The following is a 23,492-nucleotide window of genomic DNA, read 5'->3' on the forward strand; positions in this document are numbered from 1 at the left end:
TCCTCTTGAGATGATTTTCCCCATACGAGGAAGCGATGCGATCGCATATTACTCATATTGCTGTTGCAGCTAATTTACCATTTGCTAGGGCAATTGACACCTTATTGCTACTCTTGTTTGAAATTAAGGGTAGATTCTATCGTATTCTCAGATCCATCTGGATTTTCTACCGTCAAATTCAAATAACTTGTGTAAACACGGCTATTTGTGATTGGCGGCGACATCTCAAAGCGGTGGGTGTCTTGTAGTATTTAGGTGGAATAAAGAGGAAGTGGTCAAGATGAGTGTAGCCAGCAGTTCCAATAAAATAAAGTTTGGCACGGATGGATGGCGGGGAATTATTGCTTCGGACTTTACCTTCTCCAATGTGTGTAAGGTAACGCGGGCGATCGCTAGTTATCTCGAAACCGCCTATTCTCAAGACCGACCAGTTTTAATTGCTTACGATACCCGTTTTCTAGCTGACCAGTTTGCCCGTACTGCTGCTGAAGTTCTTGTAGACTTAGGCTGGACAGTAAAAATTGTCGATCGGGATTGCCCGACTCCGGTAATTGCTTACAACGCCAAAATTCTCAACTCAGCAGGGGCGCTGATGTTCACTGCTTCTCACAACCCTGCACCCTATTGCGGCATTAAGTATATCCCCGACTATGCTGGGCCAGCTACTCCGGAAATTACAGACACGATTGTAGCCAATATTGAAGAGGCATCAGATGAGCCGGCTTCGGGCAAAAATACCGATAAGATTTCTACCTTTGACCCGAAGCCAGATTATCTCCAGTTTATTTACACGCTGCTGGATGTAGAGCGAATCAAGAGCGCCGGACTGAAGGTGAAGTACGATGCTCTGTACTCCACCTCTCGCGGATATTTGGATACCGTGTTAGAACACTGCGGTTGCGAAACTGAGTCATTCCACACACACCGCGATGTACTATTTGGCGGCGGAATGCCAGAACCGAAGGGAGAACAGCTGGAGGAACTGGTCGAAGCGGTACGCCGCGATCAAGCGGATTTGGGTTTGGCGACGGATGGAGATAGCGATCGCTTCGGTATTGTAGACGAACAAGGCAACGTACTGACACCCAACACGGTGCTGCTATTGCTGGCGCGTCACCTGATCAAAAATAAAGGCAAAACTGGGGCAATTGTCCGTACAGTTGCTACTACCCACCTGCTAGATAACTTTGCTGCAAAATACGGTTTGGAAATCTACGAAACTGCTGTAGGTTTCAAATACATCGGCGAGAAAATGCGCGAGACGCAGGTGCTGATTGGCGGTGAAGAATCAGGCGGACTGAGCATTGTCGGACATATTCCCGAAAAAGATGGAATTTTAGCAGATATGCTAGTGGCAGAAGCGATCGCCTACGAAGGCAAACCACTGTCGCAACTGGTAGAAGAAGCGATCGCTGAAGCTGATGGCCCTCTGTACAACCAACGCCTAGACTTGCACTTAGAGGATGCCCACAAAGCCGCTGTCATCGATTCTTTCACCAAAAATCCCCCAACAGAAGTTGCGGGAATTAAAGTCAAAGAAGTAGGACGTAAAGACGGCATCAAACTTTACCTGGAAGATGGCAGTTGGGTACTCCTGCGTCCGTCTGGTACAGAACCACTGATGCGCGTTTATCTGGAAACAAACTCTCCCGAAAAACAAAGCCAAATCGCTCAACAAATGGAACAAACGATTAACAAGTTGGAACCAGCAAAAGTTTAGGCGCTAGGAAGAGTTAGGAGTGTCCGCGATGTGGGACTTTTCTTAATATCCGTAGAACAGGTGTCTTGCCTTTATTAATATTGATAAAACAGGTTTCTCGCCTGTTTTATAATGGCAGGCGAGACGCCCTACCTACGGTGAATCAAGGTTTAACAAAATAAATGAAAACCTTTACCAATTTACTCACATCCATAATTTTAGCGATTTGGGCAGGCGCGATCGCCATCCTTGCCGTACAGAACGCCACATCAGTGTCGCTGAAATTTTTCACATTTGAGTCAATTCAGATGCCAGTGGGCGTTGTGCTGGCTTTTAGCGCTGGTGTGGGAGCAATTGGCGGTGCGATCGCGCCTCTTTTCTGGTCGCGTGGCAACAGGCAGCTGCAATCTGAGTACGCCGAAGAAGATTTTGAATAGCTATTGCCCCGACGACTGTAGGCGCGGCTATTCAAACAAAATCTGCCGGGTGTAGGTTTCAAAATGCTTCATTTTTCTCTTAGTACGCGCAGGCGAACGCAAGTTTGTGTAGCCTCACCCTTCAGGGTGTAGGCATATTGCGCTACTTACTTGCACTCCGCCAGTCCCAAGGTTCCACAAATTTTGTATCTCGCCAGACACCGCGTCTCGCCTTTTTTGCCTCAGCTTCTGCTTGCTCAACAATAGCCGCGCTGGGACAATCTTTTATGTATTCGCGATAAACCAGCACCAGCCCTTCTTTGACCAAAACTTCTTGAACAAAAGTCCCATCAGGCAGGCGCACCTCACTTACTTTGCGCCCATACTGGTCAGTATCGGTGATAGTCAAGCGGACGCGATCGCCACCTTGTTTCACCAGTTCTTGCAAACGCTGCTGCGCTTTAAATCCCCACTGAAATTGGTTTTTGTCCGCTGTTTTTTTGCTTTGCTTTTCCTTGTTGGTGTGAGGAATTTCTGGAGCATCCACGCAAGCAAAGCGCACGCTGATGTTTTTCCCCCCGTCATCCTTCACATTAATAGTATCCCCATCGCTAACGTTGTTAACTGGGTACGTGGGAGGGCCAAAAATAGCTTCACAGCCCACCAAGCTAAGGATAAGGACAGCAGCACCAGTCAATTTGAGGGAGTTCTGAAATAATGTTCGCGTGCGAGTCATCGTCAAGTATTTATAAATAATGAAGCTTTCAGCAGCACAGATGTTTTCCATCTTGGCATAGTTACATCAGCGCGATCGCGTGCAGCTACTCTCGTGTTAAAAAGGGTTATTGAGGAAGCGATCGCGCTTCTAACCAACTCTTTGACCGCGCTGATTTACTCATCAGAACATCTTTAACCCATACCCAGCAACCTCCCACGCTTCATTGCCCCTCATTAGACTCAGTTGAAACACGCTGCAACCAATCCTCTAAATCTGCCGTTGAGGAGAAATCTAAAAGCGCCTCTGCTAAATCTTCTAACTGATCCTGAGATAGCTGCTGAATGGGCTGTTGTAACTCAAGAGCAACTGCACCGATTCGCCGAGGCAGTAGGCGCATAACCAGCGATAGTGCCTCTTCCTGTTTTCCTTGTTGCTTTCCCTGTTCAATGCCTTCTTCCATCCAGCTAGTGACGATTTGCATAACTACCTCCTGTTCGGCTGGCTCCATCGTAGCAATATCACCTTGAAAAAGCCTTTCTTCTTCCGCATTTAAACGTAGGTAAGTGTCAATAAAACCGGAAATTAATTGCATTTTAGCGGGGTCTAGCCTCAAAGTAGCCAAAAGACGCAAGCATTCAAATTTTACCAGACGGCGGTCTTTAGGAGCGATGTTCATTTTCGCCATTAACGCACTAGCAACTGGATTGGGTTGCTGCACAAAATCTCGCCAATTAAGCTGATTTAGCTGAATGACATCATAGTTAAACTGCAAAACAACTTTATTAGGAAAAGTAACCAAATAAACGTTAGGCTCTGGAGTTTTGGGACTGTTATAAGAAAACACCACCACAGGATACACAGGCAGGTCGAATTTTTCAGACAAGCGAGAGAAATAGCGAAACATCCGCTTGCCAAAGTCAGTTTGATGTTGTGCTTGGTTCTCTACATGAATTAGGAAAAAAGATTCCTCACCTCGAAATTCAGCCTTGACGATTAAATCAGCTTCATAACGTTCGCCAGCAGTAACATCTGTAAAGACTTCCTTATCTAAAAACTCTATGGAGTTGCTTTCCAGATAAGCCGCTACCTCTGGCAAAAATAACTCTATGAACTCCACAAAGAAAGTTGTGAGTAGTTCTTTAAATAAGCGATCGTGGTCAATCATCCTTTCTTTAGGAGTTGGAGCGTTCACTTATTTTGTTTCCATCCAGTTTTGTCCAGCACGAACATCAACTAATAGAGGAACGCTCAAAGAAACAGCATTTTCCATTGTGGAACGAATCTTCATCTGTAATTCTTCCCACTCCGAGGGAGGAACTTCAAATACTAATTCATCGTGAACTTGCAACAGCAAACGCGCCTGATAATTCTGCAAAACTTCGTGCAATTGCGCCATCGCAATTTTGATGATATCGGCGCTAGAACCCTGAATCGGTGCGTTAGCAGCTGCTCGCAAAAGTTGGGCATCAGATTGTCCTAACCGCCGGAATTCATCAAGTTTGATATCATCCGGGTTGCTACCTTTGAGCTTGCGGAGGCTGCCGCCCTCGAAATTAAAGTAGCGACGACGACCTAAAATAGTTTCAACGTAGCCGTGCGCGATCGCTTCCCTCTTGACTTGCTCCAAATAATCAAAAACTTTGCGATAACGCTCGTTGAAGCGATCGATAAACAGTCTACCCTCTGTCGCCTTTACTCCAGCTTCCCGCGCAAACCGCGCCGCACCCATCCCGTAAATCACTCCGAAGTTGATAATCTTCCCTAAGCGGCGTTCCTCGGATGTTATTGTGTCCTTCTCAAATAACAGCCGAGCAGTAACGCTGTGGATATCCTCATTTTGCCGATATGCTTCAACTAACACTGGCTCTTTGCTCAGGTGAGCCAAAATTCGCAACTCGATTTGCGAATAGTCCGCAGCAACCAGTAACCAACCAGTTTCTGGCACAAATCCCTTGCGAATCAACCGACTAAACGCCGTGCGGATAGGAATATTCTGCAAATTCGGGTTAGAAGAAGACAATCGTCCCGTTGTCGTACCCGTCTGATTGAAATTCGTATGCACCCGCTCAGTTTCTTTCCCCATCAGTAGCGGTAGCGCGTCCACGTAAGTAGACTTTAACTTCGAGAGGGTGCGGTACTCTAAGATGGCATCAACAACTGGATGGTCGCCTTGCAACTTTTCCAATGTCGCTGCATCAGTAGAATAACCCGTGGCGATTTTACGAGATTTCTTGGTGTCTAATTTGAGCTTGTCAAATAGCAGCTGACTCAGTTGCTTCGGCGAACCTAAATTGAATTTTTCCCCAGCTGCTTCATAAGCTTGTTGCTCAATCGCTGCTAAATCTGTTTCCAGCTGTTGCGATAATGTCTGGAGATAAACTGGATCAATGCGGATACCCGTGTATTCCATCTGGGCTAAGACTGGTTCTAGAGGTTGTTCTACTTCCAGCAGCAGCTTGTGGAGAGCTTCAACTTGCTTCAGTTTTTCTCTTAGTTTTGGCACCAACTGGAATGTTGCATAAACCTGCATCCCGCAGTAGTAGGCTACAGTCTGAATATCGAGATCGGCAATATTCTTGCCTTTTGGCACTACATCCGTATAATTACTTATTTGTAGCCCCAAGTAGCGCAGAACTAAATCGCCGAGGTTGTGGCTATCTTCTGGATTTAGTACGTAACTAGCAAGCATCGTGTCAAAGATGACTCCGGAAAGCTTAATTCCCTGAAAGCGTAATACCAAGCGGTCAAACTTGGCATTTTGCAACGTTTTGGGATAATCATTACTTTCCAAAATTGGACGCAAAGCTTCTAAAACAGTTGTTTTATCCAGGTTTGAGCCTGATTTATGTGCAGTAGGGATGTAGGCAATTTCCGATTGTTCGGTTCCCCAACAGCAGCCAATCCCCACTAAAGAAGCATCTCGCGGCTCTAGGGAATCAGTTTCCGTATCCCAAGCCACAGGCGAAGCTGAGTCAGTACAAGTTTTCAGCTGGTTTACCAGTTGAGTTAGTTTTTCTGGAGTATCAATAATTTGGGGTGTAATCGTGCTAGCAGCATTTTTGTCTGTCTTTGCAGCCGCTTCGGTGTCAGCTGCACTGAAAAACCACAGGTCGCCGTCTTCATCTTCCAGTTGAGCATCCTCTGGTTTCTGCCCACCCTTTTCCTCTAGCAAGCTAGAAACCTGCTCTACATTAGGTTCCTCATCTGTACCACCAAACGCTAGCTGGATTTCGCTGATTTTGCTTAAAAATTTGTTTAACTCTAGCTTTTCCAGCTGCTGCTTCAAGACAGGGGCATCAAATCCCTTCAAATGGGAGTCTTCTAAACTAAAATCCAGAGGAACATCAAGAACTATTTTCGCCAAGTGCTGGGAGCGATATGCCTCTTGTTTTCCAGTTTCCAGTTTCTGCTTGACTGCTCCTTTAATCTCATCTAAGGAAGCATAAATCCCGTCTAGAGAGCCATAATCTGTAAGCAACTTCACCGCCGTCTTGTCGCCAATTCCCTTAACGCCGGGGATGTTATCGGAGCTATCTCCGCAGAGAGCTTTGTAATCGACAACCTGCTCTGGTAGTATTCCTAGCTTCTGTTTTACTTCCTCTGGGCCAAATTCTACTGGCCCTGCGGTGCTGGTGCGTTGCCAGAAGGTTTGACCGAGATATAAAACGTTAATTTCCTTTGCGGTGTCAACCAGTTGAAATAAATCTCTATCACCTGTAACGATTTTGACACTGTAACCCGCAGCACTTGCCCGATCTGCCAAAGTCCCCAAGACATCATCTGCCTCATAACCAGGAGAGGTGAGAATTGGTAGATTCAAGGCATCCAAAAGTTCGTGGAGATTTTTTAGGTCGGTGATAAAATCTTCTGGTGTCTCCGCTCGGTCGGCTTTGTATGTGTCGTCGGCTTCGTGGCGGAAAGTGGGTAAGCCGAGGTCAAATGCGATCGCGATCGCTTGCGGATGCTGAGATGCTATCACCTCCAGCAAGGACTTGAGGAAGCCAAAGCAGACACTCGTAGGAACACCTGTTTTTGTTTTTAAACCCCCATCTCGACTTTTGGCAAACGCAAAGTAGGAGCGGAAGGCTAACGAGTGACCATCTACTAGGATGAGTAGAGGTCGGTTTTGGGATGAGGCAGAGGTGGATTGAGACATAGCCTTATTTTATCTAGCCGCTTGCAAACTGATTTGGGTTTTTCTATGGTTCAGATTGATAATTCACAGCAAAAAGCCGTTGAGCGGTATATTCAACGGCTTTTTGACTATAGATCCTTCAGGAACGCTCCAACAACCAATTAATCAATTTGCTTGCGGTGACTGCGATTGCTGGCAACCCTACCTACTGCGGCTGCAAATATTACCTCTAATGGAAAAAGCCCGCAACAGCAGGCTAGAAAAAATGGGTGTTGACTAATCAAACTTAGATAAACAGGACTTACGCAGTTGTCGTGAACTAAAGTTCCGGCTCAAAGCTCAAACCCATTGAAATGGGTTGGTTTGAGGTTTTTTAGTCAGTTTCAACTGACTTGGGCTTTAAGCCAGGAAATTGATTTCCTGGTTCTCAGTGCGTAAGTCCTAATAAACATCAGCGATGTGTCAGCAGATTAGCCGTTGATTTGGCTGTTGCGGCGGCGACGCACCCCAAACATACCAACAAGGCTCATTCCCGCTAGCGCTAAGGTTGCAGAAGGCTCAGGTACGCTTGCAAAACCGCCTTCACCCAAATCGACGATGAACACAGTGTCGTTGAAGTCGCGGTCAGATGCTGGAGTTACGCCAGTCCAGCTGCCATCTCCATACAAATCCTCGAAACCAACTACTAGGTAACGAGAGTCAAACATATAGCCTTTGGCGTGCTGTAGTCCATCTGGGTTAGCAGCACTAGAAACAGAATTGTAGATACCGTATGAGTTTTGTGTGCCGTATAAGCTATTGGCATTCAACTGGAAATTCAGAGTCGTACCTTTGCTGAAGCTGCCTAAGCTTACCCAGTCTCCTTGCTTGAGATTGGTATAACTAATGTCGTTTTCTCTAATGCTATCGGTGCTGTTGAGTTCCCAAAAAGCCAGCCCTTCTTTGGCAACGTTGCCGTTAGTGTCAAGCGCTTGATAACCCAACTGATTGTTATAATCCGCGCCTTCATTGACAAAGTAAGCGCGAATATCAGTGTTATTTTTCACTGTTAGCTTGCTCAGATCAAACGATTTACCTCCTAGAAGGCTTAAGTCAGGGAATGCGTTTTTCTCTTGAGTCTTGTTGAGCTGAGTGTTTAAGCCCTTCAAAAGATTTTGAATGTTCAAAGCATCAGAAGATTGACTCAATGTCTTCTTTGTAGGCGCGCTATCTAAAGAATTAGGACCCCAGTTAATTTGAGCGGATGCAGGAGCAGTTGCAGAGATGACGCCGGTCAGGGCAGCAGCAGCGGCAAACAGTGTAGTAAATAGTTTGGTTTTCATTTAAGTACCTCTACCAAGGCGATGAACGACTTCACCTCATTTAATCGGCATATAACCTAAAAAAAAATTGAGTTATTTTTTTTTAGAGAACCGATGTTGAAGTGATTTGCTTTTCTTCTCTATTAATATCTGACTTTGCAGTTGAATGTCTACAAGTCTTGCAAGTCTTGTTTAACTCTTCATACTCTTTCGACATTTACGCAAAGCCCGAATCTACTTACTAATTTACTGATTATTATTGATTTTTCCAGCAGTAATTTCCTCAGTTTAAAGAAAGGCGCTATTTTAAAAATTTCGGTAATTTCGCTGACTACAGTAAAAGTAATTCATATTTATTTTTTAGCAGGATGCGGTTTTCTTAAAAAAGAGTTTTTATCTAATAAATATCAGTAAATTTGCTGAGGACTTGTAAGAGCTTTTGCGGATAATACTTTTTGTTCAACAAGTGTCAAAGACCAGAAATCGGTGTTATCGAGACTGCAATAATTGCTTCTGCTGAGCTGAAAACGCAAGCAGAAATTGGCGATACGCACGAGGCAGAGCTTGCTGCGCTTATCGCGTAGCAATGCAGTCCTGACTCGAATCAGTAATAATTCGGTTTTTTAGTTGAACTGATGCTCAATTAATTTTGGCTGTGTGTCTCATCGTGGCGATCGCTTCTACCATTGACCTCTGAGGGCTGATTTGGCAGACTGGTGCCGGGAGGCTCTCGCAGATAGTCATCGATGTAGAAGATGGCTTGAATGGGGCCGTAGCGTTCTCTAATCGCCAATTCGATGCGTTCGGCAATCTGGGACGCAACTTCCACAAAATCTGGATGCAGAATCAGGTGCATCTGTACAAATACTAAGCGCCCCACAATTCCCCGCGACTCAATGTGGTAACAGTGGGTGACACCGCCAACCTGACGGGCAATTTGAGCCAGAACTTCAGGAGCGATCGCGCTTTGTTGCACCATCAGTGGTAACTGCCAGTTCACCATGTACCAACAACTTCTCACTGTCTGGATTACCAATAAAACTGCCAGCAGCAGATCCAGCCAGAACACACCCCACAAAACTCCTACTAAACACAGCACCACGGCGAGTGTCAGCAACACATCCTTGAGCAGCTGGTTAGCATTGAAACGTAGGGTAGGGCTATTCAACACTTTGGCTTGGTGGATGTTTAAGAAAGCCAAGAGGATAGTAACGCCTGCTAGCGCGGATAGGATTTGAATCAGGGGTAGACTTACCTGGGTGGGAAATGGTAGATCGGCTGCATTAGTGACAGCTATCAGTTGCTGGGCGGACATTCCCAATAAATTTGTACAGGCAAAGCCCAAAAATGCCACCAGTATTAGTGTTGCTGAACTTTCCAGTTTGCTATGACCATAGATTTCGCGTCCTGCCAGACGGTTAGGTGCAGCAACGGCGAGCAAACTCAGTAGGGTACTGAAACTGGTAATCAGGGTATGCAGCGCCTCTGCTAAGAGACTGAGACTTTGCGTCACCCATGCGGCTGAAACTTTTACTGACAAAATGAACAATGTAAGCCAAAGGGTGACATATAAAACCCGACGACTGGCACGAAAGCGATTTTTTGCCTCGGTCATGGCCTTTAAGGAGTTATTAGTTTTTAGTTGTTAGTTTTCAGAGGTTTGGTTACTCTAACAACGAACAAGGAATAATTAACAACTTATGCCAAAACCTTCTTCTGCTAACCAGGTAAGTGCGGGAAGCTTGCCCCGTGTAACCTCTGATGCTATTCGATTACTGGTGCTAGACATCGATGGCACCATTGCTGGTGTATCCAACGATATCCGGGAACCTGTACTCCAGGCGATTCGTGCCGCCCAGGCGAAGGGCATTCAGATAGCGATCGCGACTGGGAGGATGTATCGTTCTACTTTGCGCTTCCATCAGCAAGTCGGCTCGACGCTGCCTGTGATGGCGTATCAAGGGGCATGGATTCAAGATCCTGCACAAAACCAAGTTCTCAGGCATTGTCCTGTCTCTAAACCATTAGTGTTGCAGTTGTTGGATTACTTTGAGGAACCAGAGTTGCGATCGCTACTTTCTATCCACTTCTATATCAACGACCAGCTTTATGTCCGGGAAATTACGCCAGCTACACAAGCTTACTCAGAGCGTTCTGGTATCCAGCCTATCGCTGTAGGCGACCTGCGTAACGTTTTAAATACTGAACCGACGAAAGTTTTGGCTCTGTGTGAGGATACTGCCGTAATTGACAACCTGATGGGTACGTTGCGATCGCGTTATACCCCGGCTGAACTGTACTTAACTACATCGGTGGCGACTTTCTTTGAAGCAACTCACCCCAGCGTTAATAAAGGAACAGCGGTGCGCTACTTAGCTGAAGAGATACTGGGACTGGAAGCCAGTAATGTGATGGCTATTGGGGATAATTTTAATGATTTCGAGATGCTGGAATACGCTGGAATTGGTGTAGCGATGGGTAATGCACCCGCAGACGTTCAAGCGATCGCTACTTGGGTAGCTCCCAGTGTTGAGCAAGACGGTGCCGCTGCCGCAATTGAAAAATTCCTACTTTAAAAATATCCTTGGATTTTGGTCGGGTGGGCATCTTGCCCGCCCATCCTTTAAATTCTCTTCAATTTTTATAGCGTTTCTCAGCTGGGTGGAATATATTGCGGTTCTTACCTTCGGTAGGGGCATGGCATTTCCATGCCTCTACTATGTATGTCACCCAGCCCTTGAATTGCTTTATTTTTAATTCTTACCTTACAAATCAGAAAGGGAACCGACGACTGGCCGTGTTTCGTCTCGGTTCCCCTATCTGGTTCGCTCCTCACACAAGAGCAATAGTATTCGACTTAATTTAATTTGTCACTCCCTTTGAGCAAATTTTCTACCTTTAGGTATACTTCTTTCCGATCAAAGTTCTACCGGTGCTAGGATGAATAACCGATTTTGCAGAAGCGATCGCAAAATGGAGCGAGTAGCCGCCACTAAACCCAATCTGGCTTGAGCCAGATGCGGAGTCTGGGTCTTCACCTCCCCAAAAATGCGACACTCGCTGTAGAAGCTTTCCCAAGTTTGACTCAAAGCGATCGCCAGTTTCACCCAGTCGGGTTGACCCCATCCGTCCAATTCATCTAACAACCCCAGCACCTGAGCAATCAAAGCGCGTTCTGCTGGATAAACTAAGCGGATGGAATCTTCATTCAGCCAAGGAATCACGTCTGGCTCGACAACCGTCAGAGCCGGAACACCCAGCCGGATTAAACCTTCCCGTTCTCCTAAGCGCAGTAGAGAGCAGCAACGAGCATGGGCGTACTGTATGGGGAAACTTGATAAGGATTGGGGATTGGGGATTGGGGATTGGGGATTGGGGATTGGGGATTGCCCACTCTGTCTGTTCACCAAGAACTGCAACCAAAGTGCCATCCCCCAATCGGTTAGTTGGAATTCAATTAAACCGGGAGGAGTAACTTGAATTGTAAAACTTTGTAAAGTTATATTTTCCTGATTTGTATCGGCAGTAGCACAGAGATATCTAGCCAAGCCAGCGGCAATTTCCATAGCAGGCAGGTTCCACAGAGGCGCAAGTTTTAGCGCTACGCTCGACCTGTATAGAATGCCCGTACTTTGCCAAAATCGCTTTAAAGGAATTGCCTCCTCAGCCATCAACCCAACACTCAAAGGCAAATTTTCCTCGGCTGTAGACAATTGTTGTGCTTGTGTATACAAAGTTTCTCTTTCTCTGTACAAACCGATAGCTGCCTGTAGCTGAATAATCAGCAGATGCTTAAGACTAGCGCAATCAATGTTTGATAAATTCACCTTGATACTTGAAGGTTTGTAATAGCGTAATTTAATTATCAGTATCGTTTTTACGTCTATCTAATGGAAGAGTTATTCGAGAAAAATTTCTAATTTTAGCTGAAGCCGCAGCAAGTATTTTTTGCTACATTGAAATCTTGGTAGAATCTATAAAAGATTATCGCTGCGTTATATGCATTCACCATCCTCCACATCAGAGGTATCTCGCCCCTTTTTAACCTGGCAAAGAATTCTTGACTGGGCGCAGGAACATTATCGTTATCGAACTTTCACCAAAGACGAACGGATTCCAGCCAGACCAGGACTGTTGTATCTAGTGCAGAGGGGTGCTATCCGCTTGGTAGGTACAGCTCAAATTACTGCTACCACCAGTAATGCTGCTGCTAAAGCCATGCGTTTGACTCCAGAAGAAGCTTTTTTAGGTTTTGTTGGTGCCGGACAGCCATTTGAAATTGTGGCGCAGTCACCATTTACACTCCAGGCTTACGCCCACGTCGATCAAACTTCTGTGGTGTGGATGTACTGGCATGACCTGGACAACTGGCCGCATTTTCGCCGAGAGGTATTTGATGCCTTTCGCTATCAGCACCAGCGCAAGCTGCTGTGGCTGAGTACGCTAGGACAAAGGCGGACAATTGACCGACTTTTGGGATTTTTGACGCTGTTAATTGAAGAATTCGGCGAACCATATGAAAACGGTTACTGTCTGCCATTTCCTCTGACTCATGCCCAAATTGGCAGTGCTATTGGTTCCACTCGCGTAACCGTGACTCGGTTAATGGGCAAGTTACGCCAAAAGGGATTAATCCGAACACAAGGAGATAATTTGCTGTGTTTACCGATATCTACTTTGGGTTCCAATAATAACAACTAGCTAATAGCTAAGTTGGAGAACCAAACTAACCCATGTCATCGTGTATGTTGGGGAGCCACGCCCGTACTGCTTTGTTTCCCGGTCTTTTGAGGCGTGGCATTTGAGGCAGGAAATCAAACCTTTACTAATGTTTGATAGGTTTCGCGATCGCTCTACCCATCCTACAACTAATTAAGTGACGCTACTTAACAGCTATTAGCTACTTTTAGCTCCTAGCCTTTAGTTGTTGTGCTATGACGAATCATAAATAATAGCTAATAGCTATTATTTAGCGGATGCGAACAAACCCAATCTCACTAATCAGTTCCTGACCCTTCTGTGTCTGTAAAAAGTTAGAATAAGCTTCCCCTGCTTGTTGCTCTCGTTGACCATTCTGTTTAACTACGACAAACAGCTTTCGAGTAATCGGGTATTGCCCGTTTTGGAAAGCCGCAATATTGAGCTGATTGCGTTTGGGGGGACACTCTTGAGGAGACACCAAAGGCTCTTGATAGGGTGCCACAAATTCACCAGTTTTACTACCCAGTGGTAAAGGTTTAATGCTACACTGCGGCACTACCTCTGGCGCAGAAGCAAAATAAATTCCGCCAGTGTTAGCAGCGAGTTTTCGCAGTGCGGTAGTAGTATCAGGCACAAACTCAACATTTGTACCAAACTTTTCATTGCCCAAAACTTCTTCGATAAATAGTTCCACTGTGCCGCCGTCGTTTGGGCGGGTATAGGGTTTTATTGCCACATTCGGGCCGCCCACTTGTTGCCAGTTGGTAATCTTGCCAGTGTAGATAGATTTCAACTGGTCTAAAGTCAAACCTGGAATATTCAGATTTGGGTTAACAGCTACTGCTAATCCATCAATGGCAATGGCAACTTCTTTCAGACCAAAACCGCGTTGCTGTGCTTGTTGATATTCCTGTGAAAGAATTGGTCGGGAGGATTGGGCAAAATCAAGTTTCCCATCTAGTAACATCTTGATGCCCGTACCAGATCCAGCGGAACCGCTGGTTGGATTAATATAGCGCAATTTAAACTCAGGTCGCGCCGCTTGTATAGCTGAGTCTACTGAAAGGCGAATCGGTGCAAACGAGGTGCTACCACCATAGCTAAATAGTCCGGTGGGGACATTCTGCACTTGGGCAAAGCCTTCACCCGCCGATTGTGCTGTTTGATTGGTTTGATTGACTGGGGGACTGGAAGCAGAGTCATCTGGTGGCGCGGGTTGACTTGCCGATGGGGTGGGTTTGGACAAATTACCCACGTCAACGCCAGAACGTTTGCTAAACCACCAGAAGCCGCCGCCTAATAATGCACCTGTAATCAAAAGAGCCAATATCAGAACAGGTGTTTCGTTTTTCTGAGACATGAGCTGATTTTTAAATTAACTATTGGCGTATGGGGCTTTGTATTGATATTCTCTTCAAAATCTGCCTTAGCGGATTCTGACAAATCCAGCTTCTTCCAGCAGTTGTTGACCTTGCTGTGTAAGCAATAAATTGGCGTATGCTTCTCCTGCCTGCTGGTCTACTTGACCATTTAGTTTAACAATGACAAATAAATTGCGAGTAATTGGGTATTTACCACTTTGAAAGGCACTGGAGTTTAAGTCGTTGCGCTGAGTTGGGCATTGTTCAAGGGGTACGAAAGGCTCTTGATAAGGAGGAACCAGTTGATCGGGTGTCCGACCAAGCGGCAGGGGTTTAACGGTACACTGACCGACTACTTCCGGGGCCGAGGCGTAGTAGATGCTGCCTGGATTAGTTGCTACTTCTCTCAAGGCTTCGGTTGTCGTGCCGATAAACTGAACATTGGCACCAAAGTTCTGTCCTTGTAAGACGTTTTCTGCAAAGAATTCGATTGTGCCTCCTTCTTCAATGCGACGAGAGTAAGGTTTAATGGGAAGATTGGGGCCACCGACTTCTTGCCAGTTGGTTATTTTGCCTGTGTAAATGTCTTTGAGTTGGGCGATAGTAAGACCGGGGATGTTGAGATTTGGATTCACCGCGATCGCAATTCCATCAATCGCTACTGGTATTTCTTTGAGAGTAAAACCCCGTTGTTGCGCCTGCTGATATTCCTCATCTTTAATTGATCGCGAAGATTGTGCAAAGGCGAGTTGATTATTTAATAGCATTTTGATGCCAGCACCAGATCCAGGCGCACCGCTGGTAGGATCGGTGTAGCGCAGGACAAACTTAGGCCAAACAGTTTGGATTCCCCGGTCTACTTCTTTACGAATTGGGGCCCAAGTCGTGCTACCACCGTAACTAAATAGCCCCGATGGAACGCCTTGAACCTGAGCAAAAGTTTCAACTGTAGATTGTGCAGATTGGTTGGTTGCATTAATGCGCTTACCACCCAAATTTACACCCGACCGATTGGTAAACCACCAGAACCCGCCGCCTAATAACCCAGCCGTTATCAGGAGGGCTAAGACTAGAACTGTCGTTTCGTTTTTCTGCGACATGGGCAGATTTTAGTTTAGGGCTGTTGCAACCTTAGTTTAATCTTTGTTGCTCTATCATCGCGGTACTGGTACAAAGTCATAGGTAGTTGGTGAGCGCTTATCGGCAACGATTTTCACCAGTTGAATTGTCCCATTGCGATCGCCCGACGGCAAAAAACCAATTGTGCCAGAGGCTCCCTTTGTCGCAAAGTCTGGTGATGCGAGTGCTTGTTGCACCCCGGTTCGGGTGGGGTTGCGCTGAATCGCAGCAATCAAAGCCCTCGTAGCATCATAGGCGAGGGCGGTACGCCAGTTCACATCAGATCCAAAAACCTCTCTGGCTTGGCGGGGAAAGGTTGAAGTTGGGTCGCCGTCAATGTCCCAAGGAACAGCCACCACCATTCCTAGTGCCGCATCTGCACCAATTTCCAAAGTTTTGATCGCGTAAACATCATCTCCCGCCAGCATACTTAACCGTTTCCGGTTTACCTGAACTACCTGAAGTGCCTTGTCTAGTTCACCCGTGTTTGAGGCTAACATCAGTACCTCTGCCCCTTGCTCAATTGCCTGTTCTACGCTCCCAGCAGCACTAAAAGCAGAATCAGATAGGTCATACTCATTTGTCACCTGTCCGCCTGCCAGGCCAACAGCCGTGACAAACTCAGACTTGAGGGACTGACTATAGGTACTTTTGGAATTAAAGAAAACAGCTACCTTTCTCCGTTGCAATTTGGTGAGCATATAATCAGCTAACGCCCTAGCCGCCATATAATCGCTGGGGACGGTGCGAAAAATATAGGGACTTTTGCCGGAAAGACTAACGGCGGTACTGATAGGGGAAATCGCTACAAGTTTAGAGTCGTAGATGGGAGCCACTGCTAAAGTAACTTGACTTGCCCAATGACCGACAACTCCTAAAACGTCTTTATTGTCAACTAAGGCGCTGGCAATTTTTTTTGCTTGTTCTTCTTGATTATTGTCGTTGGCGATCGCTACTTTCAGCAGTACCCCATTAATTCCCCCAGCCTGATTAATTTCATTTTGGGCAAGAGCCACCCCGCGCAATACCTCTAAAGAACCATTGGGGTCATTGCCAATCGGTGCAGCTACGGCAATCGTGTAAGACTTTTGCTGATTAAGATTAATTTGGGCATTGTTTAAATAAATTAACGTTTCGGGAGCGTTACGGTTTTCCCTTAGTGCTGCTGATAGTTGGGAAACTGCTTCATTATATTTTCCGGCTGCAATGTCATTTACTCCCGCTCTTTTTAAAGTTTTGAAGGCCGGACTCCCACCTCTAACCTCCTCTGGCACTAAAATTTTTTCCCCAAAACTGATAGACTTGAGCGGATTTTCTGCCGTTGTATCTAGTAAAGAGTCATTTGGTTTTGGTACAACCGCAGTTTTGTCTTGCGGTTTTGTAACCCACCAAGCAACAGCCGCTATGAAGATAGCAGTGAGAAATAAAGATGTTACCAGAACCGCAGTTTCATTTTTGTGAGACATAAAGCGGTCAATTATACAAGAGATTTAAAACATACTAGAAAGCAATTTGTAGATGAGGCGAAACAGAGCTGTAATTGCGATCGCGCCCGCCGCAGCTACAATCGCCACAAATAATACACCCGCGATCGCAGGATTTCCAGGTATCAAGCTGGCAATGAAGGGTTTCACTCCGGGGAGGAACATCACAACTAGCAGGGTAATGCCAGCGATAATTGGCAAATCCTTGCCTTCAATTATGCGGCGATATTGGACAAAAATCAGACCTCCGATAACCATCCCTAATAATCCAATGCTAATCCCTGGTGATGGCAAAAGACTGCTCAAGGCTATCAACAATAAGCCACCCTCAAACCCAGTGAAAGCTGCCCCTGCCAAGATTTCTATTAGAGAAAATCTCCGTTTAGAGGGAAGTGGGACGGGGGCTGGCGGTTGAGTCGGTGCGGGTGTTGGGAGGCTAACAGGCGCTACTGGGGCTACTGGGCGGGTTGAGGGAACCTGAGTCGGTGCTACTGGTTGCGGCGATGGCGTTGTTTGGTTGATGGCATTGATGGCGTTGAGAACTTCCTGGGCAGACTGAAAGCGTTGATTGGGTGCAGACAATAGCATTCGGTCGAGGATTTGGGCAAAGCGATCGCTTACTTGTGCCTGACTTCTCCAGTTCCACTGGTTGTTGAAAGTATCAAATAGCTCGTTTGACTGTTTGCCAGTCAGCAAGGTAATGCAAGTCACAGCCAAAGCATACAAATCTGTTGACGGGTAGATTTGTCCCCTACTCATTTGCTCTGGTGGCGCGAATCCCATCGAATAAATCCCAGTTGACGATCCACCTGGCGTTCCCTTCGTCACCTGCTTGACGGCACCAAAATCTAACAGATAAATCAAACCGTCTTTACGACGCATGATGTTAGAAAGCTTAATATCTCGGTGGATCGAGTTATTCTCATGGACAAACTTCAGCACCGGGAGGATTTCCTGCAACAGTTGCAACACCTCGGCTTGTGAGAACTGTCCCTTAGCCGCTAGTTCCTCCTCCAAGTTTTGTCCATCGATAAATTCCTGTACCAGATAGAAAAACTGATCTTGTTTTCCCGTTTGCATACTGGGCAGTGTTATTTCAAAGAAAGCAAACAAGTCTGGAATTTGCGGGTGTCTGCCCAAGTCTTCTAAAACTTCGCCTTCCCGTTCAAATAAATTTTGGGCGATTTGTAGCTGTTCCGGGTTTAAGTCGCCCACAGGCTGAAACTGTTTTACCACGCAGTAGCGCATACCAGGAGTGCGGCGATCGCGTGCGAGAAACGCCGCCCCAAATCCCCCACGCCCCAACAGCTTCGTTGGCACATAGCGCCCATCTAAAATTAGGGGCATTCCACAAGTAGTGCAATACTTTTGTTGCACCGTCTTGAGAATAGTGTTGTTATCGAGATCGGAAAAAAAGTTTTGGGGTCGGGGGCAGCCTGGACGGGTGCAATAAATTTCCATGAGTCATGAGTCATTAGTCCTTGCCGTTAGTCATTAGCCATTGGTCATACACTAAGGACTAAGGGCTAATGACTAACCTAAGCTTAACTTCCTGCTGGGTTAGGAGCAGCTGCTTTAAAAGCATCTGCTTCAAGGACAGATGACTCCTCCAGCACCTTTCCCCATCCAGGTGAGGCAAATTCTGGCAAAATTTCTTTAGTAAAAGCTTCTGCTGCCTTAGAGCGGTAGCGATTCGGGTTAACAATCACCCACAGCGTCCGTTTAACCACTACATCGTCAATGTGAGCCCTGTGGAGAACGCCCATCTGCAACTCTTTTTCTATCGCCGAAACTGAAACAAAAGCTGCTCCTAATCCTGCTTGCACAGCATTTTTTATCGCTTCAATCGAGTTTAGTTCCATCTCGATTTTGAGGCGGCGAGTATCAATGTCACTGCGGGTTAGCACTTGGTCAATCACCTTACGAATGGTTGATTGAGAGTCTAAGGCAATAAACTGCAATTTATACAAATCTTCTCTGTGGATGGTTTCCAGTTTGGCGAAGGGATGAAAGACTGGCAAGATCAGCGCCAACTCATCTTCGGCGTAGGGAATAATATCTAAGGAGTCATGTAGCTCAGAAGGAACTTCTCCGCCGATAATTGCCAGGTCAACTTGCCCATTAGCGACACTCCAAGCAGTGCGGCGCGTCGAGTGAACGTGTAATTGCACTGCTACATCCGGATATTGTTGCCGAAACATCCCAATCATCCGGGGCAACAAATACGTTCCTGTCGTCTGAGAAGCACCGATAATCAGTGTACCGCCTTGGAGATTTTGCAAATCTTCAATCGCGCGGCAAGTTTCCTGGCAAAGTGTCAGGATTTTTTCCCCATAGCTGAGGAGGAGATGCCCTGCTTCCGTTAGCTGGGCGCGGCGTCCACCCCGGTCGAACAACGGCACATCTAACTGTCGCTCTAAGTTTTGCACTTGGAGGCTGACAGCGGGTTGCGAGACATACAGGCTATCGGCGGCACGCTTGAAGCTCCCCTCAGCGGCGATCGCTTTAAGAATGCGGAGTTGGTCTAAAGTGAAAGGAAGGTCAGACATACAGGCTTTACCTGAAACAGGGGAAGGAGCGACTGAGGCAACTAACAATTTTGGAGATCGCGCTTCCTTTGAGCGTGATTTATTGCCCACGACCTTGTCAAGCCTCTCAGTCATCGACAGTAACACAACACGAGATCAAGTCCCGCGCTTAATATTTGGGGGTATGGTTTTTGCTTAGAGAATGGGTAATCGGTAATGGCGAAAAAGAAAATTGGCACCTACCTATATAAACCTATTACCTTTTTCGCCATTACCCAGTCCAAAAGTCCCTATTGTGTAATCGAAGTTTATGTTATTTGAGGTTCTTACTCCTAGCCACTGGGTAATGCTGGCGCTACTTTTAGGGTTTGCGATCGCTCACAGTGGGTTAGCGGCGCTAAGACCGTGGGGCGAAAAACGCATCGGCCCCCGACTCTACCGCATCCTGTTTGCCCTCGTCAGTCTTCCCTTGGCGGTGGTGTTGATAATTTACTTTTTCAATCATCGCTATGATGGTGTCCAACTGTGGCAAGTTCAAGGTGTAACAGGCGTGCAAACGCTGGTATGGGTACTCTCAGCCATCTCCTTTTTGTTTCTCTATCCTGCCACCTTCAATTTGCTGGAAATTGCCGCCATCGAAAAGCCCCAAGTCCATCTGTACGAAACTGGGATTATCCGCATCACCAGGCACCCCCAAATGGTAGGACAGGTAATTTGGTGTATTGCCCACACGCTTTGGATTGGCACCAGCTTCACCCTATTGACATCAGTAGGATTAGTGCTACACCATTTATTCGCAGTATGGCATGGCGATCGCCGTCTTTTAGCTCGCTATGGAGAAGCCTTTGTTGCTGCCAAATCTCGCACCTCCGTCATCCCCTTCTTGGCGCTTCTGCAAGGTCGTCAAACCCTTAAGTTGCAAGAATTTCTCCGTCCCTCCTATGCGGGAGTCGTCGGTTTCATCCTGCTGCTGTGGTGGGCGCACCCCTTGTTGATTGGATCAACAGCAAAACTCAATTGGTAGTTTAGTGATCAAAAAGATCAAAAAGCGTCACGCGATCCCAATTGGATGTAGCATGATCCCAAATAGCCATATGCAATTAGGAATAGTTAACAGGTAACAGGTGATATCGAGTAAGTAGTTTTACTCATTTATTGACCAAGTTTCCTATAGCCTACAACCTAATAACGCAGGCTATTAATAGTAAAAAACCATAAAATCTAGAGGGATCATGGTGCTTTCTGTAAGCGAACGGACGTTTACACAAGAAGTTTTAGAATCTTCGACCCCTGTTTTAGTTCATTTTTCCGCACCTTGGTGTGGAGTGTGTCGGTTGATCAACCCTCTCCTGACGCGATTTCAAGCGGAATGGGGCGGACAAGTTAAATTAGTTGGAATTAACGCCGATCAAAATTTGAAGCTGGCGAATACTTATCGCCTGAAAACTCTGCCAACGCTAATCTTGTTTGAAGGTGGCAAAGCGGTACACCGCATCGATGGCTTCCAAGGACGGGATGATTTACGGCTAGGGCTGGAGAAAATTATGGTTAGCTGTCTGCCGAATTCGGCTTAAAAAGGGGCTGGGGACTAGGACTAGGGGCTGGGGACTAGGGAGTAAGTAAGACTTTTCCCCAATCCCCAATCCCCAATCCCCAATCCCCAATTCCCCAAAAACAAACCCATTGGTTATCTCTACCGATGGGTTTATTTTTTTCTATTGCTTTGTCGCTTCCCAACCGGTTAGTTATAAATACTTTAGAGGACTGTATATGTCACAATGTAAACGGTCTTGCCAAATTAGTGAAGAAATATAAAGTAGGCGTTAGTGATGGAACCACTCTATCAGTATGCCTGGATCATCCCGGTGCTGCCACTAGCTGGGGCGATGCTGGTCGGTCTGGGACTAATTTCGATTAACCAACTTACTAACCGTCTGCGGCAGTTAAACGCCGTAGTTATAGTTTCCCTGTTGGGGGCGGCGATGGGTTACTCCTTAGCTTTGCTTTGGAGTCAATTTCACGGACACCCCCCCTACACCCGCGCCCTAGAATGGGCAGCAGCAGGAAATTTTCACCTGAATATGGGCTACACGATTGACCACTTAACAGCCTTGATGCTGGTCATCGTGACGACAGTAGCCTTCCTGGTGATGATTTACACCGATGGCTACATGGCTCACGATCCGGGGTATGTGCGATTTTACGCCTACCTGAGCCTATTTAGCTCCTCAATGTTGGGTCTAGTGGTCAGCCCGAACCTGGTACAGGTTTATATTTTCTGGGAACTGGTCGGTATGTGTTCGTACCTACTGATCGGGTTCTGGTATGACCGCAAAGGGGCAGCTGATGCCTGTCAAAAAGCTTTTGTAACCAACCGCGTTGGCGATTTTGGTCTGCTGTTGGGGATGCTGGGGCTTTACTGGGCAACTAGCAGCTTTGAGTTCGACGTGATGGGCGATCGCTTGCACACATTGGTCGAATCTGGCTACCTCAGCGCTGGTCTTGCCGCCCTGTTCGCAGTTTTAGTATTTATGGGGCCTGTGGCAAAATCTGCCCAGGTTCCCCTACACGTCTGGCTACCAGACGCGATGGAAGGCCCTACGCCCATCTCGGCGCTGATTCACGCAGCAACGATGGTGGCGGCTGGTGTTTTCCTAATTGCCCGGATGTATCCGGTGTTTGAAGGCATCCCAGTGGCAATGGATGTGATTGCCTGGACGGGAGCCGTTACCGCCTTTACAGGTGCCACAATCGCTATTACCCAAAACGATATCAAGAAGGGTCTAGCCTATTCCACTATGTCCCAACTGGGCTACATGGTGATGGCGATGGGAGTAGGGGCATACACTGCTGGTTTGTTTCACCTGATGACTCACGCCTACTTCAAGGCGATGCTGTTTTTGGGTTCTGGTTCTGTAATTCACGGCATGGAAGATGTTGTGGGTCACGATACCGCCCTAAATCAGGATATGCGGCTGATGGGGGGATTGCGAAAGTATATGCCGATAACCGCCATGACGTTTTTGGTGGGAACTTTGGCGATTAGTGGGATTCCGCCTTTTGCTGGCTTCTGGTCGAAAGATGAAATATTGGGTTCTGCCTTTGGCGCTAATCCGTTGCTGTGGGGTATCGGTTGGCTGACGGCTGGGATGACCGCTTTTTATATGTTCCGGATGTACTTCCGGACGTTTGAGGGCGAATTCCGGGGCAATGAGATGGATATTCGCAAGCAACTTCTAGCAGGCGCTAAATCTAGCTTAGAACTGAGTTCTGAGTCCGCAACCCTTAGTCCTAATTTTGGACCTGGGGCAATGGATACCAGAGAGTTGAAGGCTAAAGCACATGATAGCCACGACGGCCACAGCCACAGCGAGTATCCCCACGAGTCACCAATTTCTATGACGCTGCCACTACTAATTTTGGCAGTGCCTTCGGCGCTAATTGGTTTGGTGGGAACGCCATTCCACAACTACTTTGAAGAGTTCATTCACGCGCCAAGCGAGTCCGTTGAGGAAGTTTTGGAAAAAGCAACCGAGTTCAACTTGACGGAATTTCTAATCATGGGTGGTAATTCGGTAGGAATTGCCTTGATCGGAATTACTTTGGCTTCTCTGATGTACTTGCATGGCAAAATCGATCCGGCAGCGATCGCATCCAGAATCCCCTTCCTGTACAAGCTGTCTCTCAACAAGTGGTACTTTGACGAAATTTATGACAACCTTTTCGTTCAGGGATGCCGCCGCATAGCACGACAAGTTATGGAAGTGGACTTTCGAGTTGTCGATGGTGCAGTCAACCTCACCGGATTAGCTACCCTCTTAAGTGGTGAAAGCCTGAAATACTTTGAAACTGGTCGCGTCCAATTCTATGCGCTGATTGTGTTTGCTGCGGTGCTGGTAGGCGTGATTGTCTTTGGTGTCACTTGATATTGGGGAATGGGGACTGGGGACTGGGGACTGGGGACTAGCGGCTAGAGACTGGGTAAGACTTTTCACCAATTCCCAATAACCCAATCCCCAATCACCCTTTC

21 protein-coding genes are annotated in these 23,492 nt (G+C 46.7%); 9 read left to right on the plus strand and 12 right to left on the minus strand.

The window, feature by feature from the left end; genetic code table 11:
- Positions 1 to 35 precede the first annotated feature (35 nt).
- The 3 genes from H6F74_RS24140 (at position 36) to H6F74_RS24150 (ending at position 2,136) form a co-directional block, all read left to right on the plus strand.
- The gene (locus H6F74_RS24140; protein WP_190444679.1) at positions 36 to 248 is read left to right on the plus strand and encodes a hypothetical protein; all 213 of its coding nucleotides are present in this window, start codon (positions 36 to 38) and stop codon (positions 246 to 248) included.
- 32 nt (positions 249 to 280) lie between these two features.
- Positions 281 to 1,720: a phosphoglucomutase/phosphomannomutase family protein gene (locus tag H6F74_RS24145; protein WP_190444680.1), complete on the plus strand. Its 1,440-nt coding sequence runs from the start codon at positions 281 to 283 to the stop codon at positions 1,718 to 1,720.
- Between the two features lie 161 nt (positions 1,721 to 1,881).
- The gene (locus H6F74_RS24150) at positions 1,882 to 2,136 is read left to right on the plus strand and encodes a LapA family protein (protein WP_190422764.1); all 255 of its coding nucleotides are present in this window, start codon (positions 1,882 to 1,884) and stop codon (positions 2,134 to 2,136) included.
- A gap of 142 nt (positions 2,137 to 2,278) precedes the next feature.
- Here H6F74_RS24150 and H6F74_RS24155 read toward each other — a convergent pair whose 3' ends face one another.
- The 3 genes from H6F74_RS24155 to polA form a co-directional block, all read right to left on the minus strand.
- On the minus strand, positions 2,279 to 2,851 hold the full coding sequence (locus tag H6F74_RS24155; protein ID WP_190444751.1) for a thermonuclease family protein: 573 nt from the start codon (positions 2,849 to 2,851) through the stop codon (positions 2,279 to 2,281).
- Positions 2,852 to 3,053: 202 nt separating this feature from the next.
- Positions 3,054 to 3,998 (minus strand): DUF4351 domain-containing protein, encoded by a 945-nt coding sequence (locus H6F74_RS24160; RefSeq protein ID WP_190444752.1) that lies wholly within the window; start codon positions 3,996 to 3,998, stop codon positions 3,054 to 3,056.
- Positions 3,999 to 4,025: 27 nt separating this feature from the next.
- A complete protein-coding gene (gene polA, locus H6F74_RS24165; RefSeq protein WP_190444681.1) occupies positions 4,026 to 6,989 on the minus strand; it encodes a DNA polymerase I in 2,964 nt (987 codons plus the stop codon).
- Between the two features lie 79 nt (positions 6,990 to 7,068).
- Here polA and H6F74_RS24170 point away from each other — a divergent pair, with 79 nt between their 5' ends.
- Entirely contained in the window at positions 7,069 to 7,248 is a 180-nt protein-coding gene (locus H6F74_RS24170) for a hypothetical protein (protein WP_190444682.1), read from the plus strand.
- Between the two features lie 190 nt (positions 7,249 to 7,438).
- Here the strand turns inward: H6F74_RS24170 and H6F74_RS24175 are convergent, their stop codons facing one another.
- Positions 7,439 to 8,290 (minus strand): DUF4114 domain-containing protein, encoded by an 852-nt coding sequence (locus H6F74_RS24175; RefSeq protein ID WP_190444683.1) that lies wholly within the window; start codon positions 8,288 to 8,290, stop codon positions 7,439 to 7,441.
- A 622-nt stretch (positions 8,291 to 8,912) separates the two neighbouring features.
- Positions 8,913 to 9,884, minus strand: a complete 972-nt coding sequence (locus H6F74_RS24180; protein ID WP_190444684.1) for a cation diffusion facilitator family transporter — start codon at positions 9,882 to 9,884, stop codon at positions 8,913 to 8,915.
- Positions 9,885 to 9,969: 85 nt separating this feature from the next.
- Between H6F74_RS24180 and H6F74_RS24185 the strand changes: the two genes are divergently transcribed.
- Positions 9,970 to 10,845: a Cof-type HAD-IIB family hydrolase gene (locus H6F74_RS24185; protein ID WP_190444685.1), complete on the plus strand. Its 876-nt coding sequence runs from the start codon at positions 9,970 to 9,972 to the stop codon at positions 10,843 to 10,845.
- A 342-nt stretch (positions 10,846 to 11,187) separates the two neighbouring features.
- On the opposite strand, the gene H6F74_RS31190 is transcribed toward H6F74_RS24185, so the two are convergent.
- Positions 11,188 to 12,096 (minus strand): DALR anticodon-binding domain-containing protein, encoded by a 909-nt coding sequence (locus tag H6F74_RS31190; protein WP_190444686.1) that lies wholly within the window; start codon positions 12,094 to 12,096, stop codon positions 11,188 to 11,190.
- 172 nt (positions 12,097 to 12,268) lie between these two features.
- Here H6F74_RS31190 and H6F74_RS24195 point away from each other — a divergent pair, with 172 nt between their 5' ends.
- Positions 12,269 to 12,970, plus strand: a complete 702-nt coding sequence (locus H6F74_RS24195) for a Crp/Fnr family transcriptional regulator (RefSeq protein ID WP_190444687.1) — start codon at positions 12,269 to 12,271, stop codon at positions 12,968 to 12,970.
- 268 nt (positions 12,971 to 13,238) lie between these two features.
- Here the strand turns inward: H6F74_RS24195 and H6F74_RS24200 are convergent, their stop codons facing one another.
- From H6F74_RS24200 to H6F74_RS24220, 5 genes are all read right to left on the minus strand, one after another.
- Positions 13,239 to 14,330, minus strand: coding sequence for a PstS family phosphate ABC transporter substrate-binding protein (locus H6F74_RS24200; RefSeq protein ID WP_190444688.1), 1,092 nt, complete (start codon positions 14,328 to 14,330; stop codon positions 13,239 to 13,241).
- A gap of 66 nt (positions 14,331 to 14,396) precedes the next feature.
- The gene (locus tag H6F74_RS24205) at positions 14,397 to 15,431 is read right to left on the minus strand and encodes a PstS family phosphate ABC transporter substrate-binding protein (RefSeq protein ID WP_190444689.1); all 1,035 of its coding nucleotides are present in this window, start codon (positions 15,429 to 15,431) and stop codon (positions 14,397 to 14,399) included.
- Positions 15,432 to 15,485: 54 nt separating this feature from the next.
- Positions 15,486 to 16,916, minus strand: a complete 1,431-nt coding sequence (locus tag H6F74_RS24210) for an ABC transporter substrate-binding protein (protein WP_190444690.1) — start codon at positions 16,914 to 16,916, stop codon at positions 15,486 to 15,488.
- A gap of 24 nt (positions 16,917 to 16,940) precedes the next feature.
- On the minus strand, positions 16,941 to 18,395 hold the full coding sequence (locus H6F74_RS24215; protein WP_190444691.1) for a serine/threonine-protein kinase: 1,455 nt from the start codon (positions 18,393 to 18,395) through the stop codon (positions 16,941 to 16,943).
- 83 nt (positions 18,396 to 18,478) lie between these two features.
- Positions 18,479 to 19,483 (minus strand): LysR family transcriptional regulator, encoded by a 1,005-nt coding sequence (locus H6F74_RS24220; protein WP_190424554.1) that lies wholly within the window; start codon positions 19,481 to 19,483, stop codon positions 18,479 to 18,481.
- Between the two features lie 289 nt (positions 19,484 to 19,772).
- Here H6F74_RS24220 and H6F74_RS24225 point away from each other — a divergent pair, with 289 nt between their 5' ends.
- Both H6F74_RS24225 and H6F74_RS24230 read left to right on the plus strand, forming a co-directional pair.
- Positions 19,773 to 20,486 (plus strand): NnrU family protein, encoded by a 714-nt coding sequence (locus H6F74_RS24225; RefSeq protein ID WP_190444692.1) that lies wholly within the window; start codon positions 19,773 to 19,775, stop codon positions 20,484 to 20,486.
- 208 nt (positions 20,487 to 20,694) lie between these two features.
- Positions 20,695 to 21,036 (plus strand): thioredoxin family protein, encoded by a 342-nt coding sequence (locus tag H6F74_RS24230; protein ID WP_190424558.1) that lies wholly within the window; start codon positions 20,695 to 20,697, stop codon positions 21,034 to 21,036.
- Positions 21,037 to 21,070: 34 nt separating this feature from the next.
- Here H6F74_RS24230 and H6F74_RS30690 read toward each other — a convergent pair whose 3' ends face one another.
- A complete protein-coding gene (locus tag H6F74_RS30690) occupies positions 21,071 to 21,199 on the minus strand; it encodes a hypothetical protein (RefSeq protein ID WP_277875858.1) in 129 nt (42 codons plus the stop codon).
- Between the two features lie 92 nt (positions 21,200 to 21,291).
- Between H6F74_RS30690 and H6F74_RS24235 the strand changes: the two genes are divergently transcribed.
- Entirely contained in the window at positions 21,292 to 23,388 is a 2,097-nt protein-coding gene (locus H6F74_RS24235; RefSeq protein WP_190444693.1) for an NAD(P)H-quinone oxidoreductase subunit 5, read from the plus strand.
- The last annotated feature ends 104 nt before the right edge of the window (positions 23,389 to 23,492 follow it).

The sequence above is a fragment of the Trichocoleus sp. FACHB-90 genome (assembly GCF_014695505.1).
GTDB classification, from domain to species: Bacteria; Cyanobacteriota; Cyanobacteriia; order Cyanobacteriales; family FACHB-T130; genus Funiculus; species Funiculus sociatus.

What these genes read in the sequence shown, in the direction of transcription:
- H6F74_RS24140 (WP_190444679.1), top strand. Translation starts at nt 36, where the DNA reads ATGCGATCGCATATTACTCATATTGCTGTTGCAGCTAATTTACCATTT.
- H6F74_RS24145 (WP_190444680.1), top strand. Translation starts at nt 281, where the DNA reads ATGAGTGTAGCCAGCAGTTCCAATAAAATAAAGTTTGGCACGGATGGA.
- H6F74_RS24150 (WP_190422764.1), top strand. Translation starts at nt 1,882, where the DNA reads ATGAAAACCTTTACCAATTTACTCACATCCATAATTTTAGCGATTTGG.
- H6F74_RS24155 (WP_190444751.1), bottom strand. Translation starts at nt 2,851, where the DNA reads ATGACTCGCACGCGAACATTATTTCAGAACTCCCTCAAATTGACTGGT.
- H6F74_RS24160 (WP_190444752.1), bottom strand. Translation starts at nt 3,998, where the DNA reads ATGATTGACCACGATCGCTTATTTAAAGAACTACTCACAACTTTCTTT.
- polA (WP_190444681.1), bottom strand. Translation starts at nt 6,989, where the DNA reads ATGTCTCAATCCACCTCTGCCTCATCCCAAAACCGACCTCTACTCATC.
- H6F74_RS24175 (WP_190444683.1), bottom strand. Translation starts at nt 8,290, where the DNA reads ATGAAAACCAAACTATTTACTACACTGTTTGCCGCTGCTGCTGCCCTG.
- H6F74_RS24180 (WP_190444684.1), bottom strand. Translation starts at nt 9,884, where the DNA reads ATGACCGAGGCAAAAAATCGCTTTCGTGCCAGTCGTCGGGTTTTATAT.
- H6F74_RS24185 (WP_190444685.1), top strand. Translation starts at nt 9,970, where the DNA reads ATGCCAAAACCTTCTTCTGCTAACCAGGTAAGTGCGGGAAGCTTGCCC.
- H6F74_RS24195 (WP_190444687.1), top strand. Translation starts at nt 12,269, where the DNA reads ATGCATTCACCATCCTCCACATCAGAGGTATCTCGCCCCTTTTTAACC.
- H6F74_RS24200 (WP_190444688.1), bottom strand. Translation starts at nt 14,330, where the DNA reads ATGTCTCAGAAAAACGAAACACCTGTTCTGATATTGGCTCTTTTGATT.
- H6F74_RS24205 (WP_190444689.1), bottom strand. Translation starts at nt 15,431, where the DNA reads ATGTCGCAGAAAAACGAAACGACAGTTCTAGTCTTAGCCCTCCTGATA.
- H6F74_RS24210 (WP_190444690.1), bottom strand. Translation starts at nt 16,916, where the DNA reads ATGTCTCACAAAAATGAAACTGCGGTTCTGGTAACATCTTTATTTCTC.
- H6F74_RS24215 (WP_190444691.1), bottom strand. Translation starts at nt 18,395, where the DNA reads ATGGAAATTTATTGCACCCGTCCAGGCTGCCCCCGACCCCAAAACTTT.
- H6F74_RS24220 (WP_190424554.1), bottom strand. Translation starts at nt 19,483, where the DNA reads ATGTCTGACCTTCCTTTCACTTTAGACCAACTCCGCATTCTTAAAGCG.
- H6F74_RS24225 (WP_190444692.1), top strand. Translation starts at nt 19,773, where the DNA reads ATGTTATTTGAGGTTCTTACTCCTAGCCACTGGGTAATGCTGGCGCTA.
- H6F74_RS24230 (WP_190424558.1), top strand. Translation starts at nt 20,695, where the DNA reads ATGGTGCTTTCTGTAAGCGAACGGACGTTTACACAAGAAGTTTTAGAA.
- H6F74_RS24235 (WP_190444693.1), top strand. Translation starts at nt 21,292, where the DNA reads ATGGAACCACTCTATCAGTATGCCTGGATCATCCCGGTGCTGCCACTA.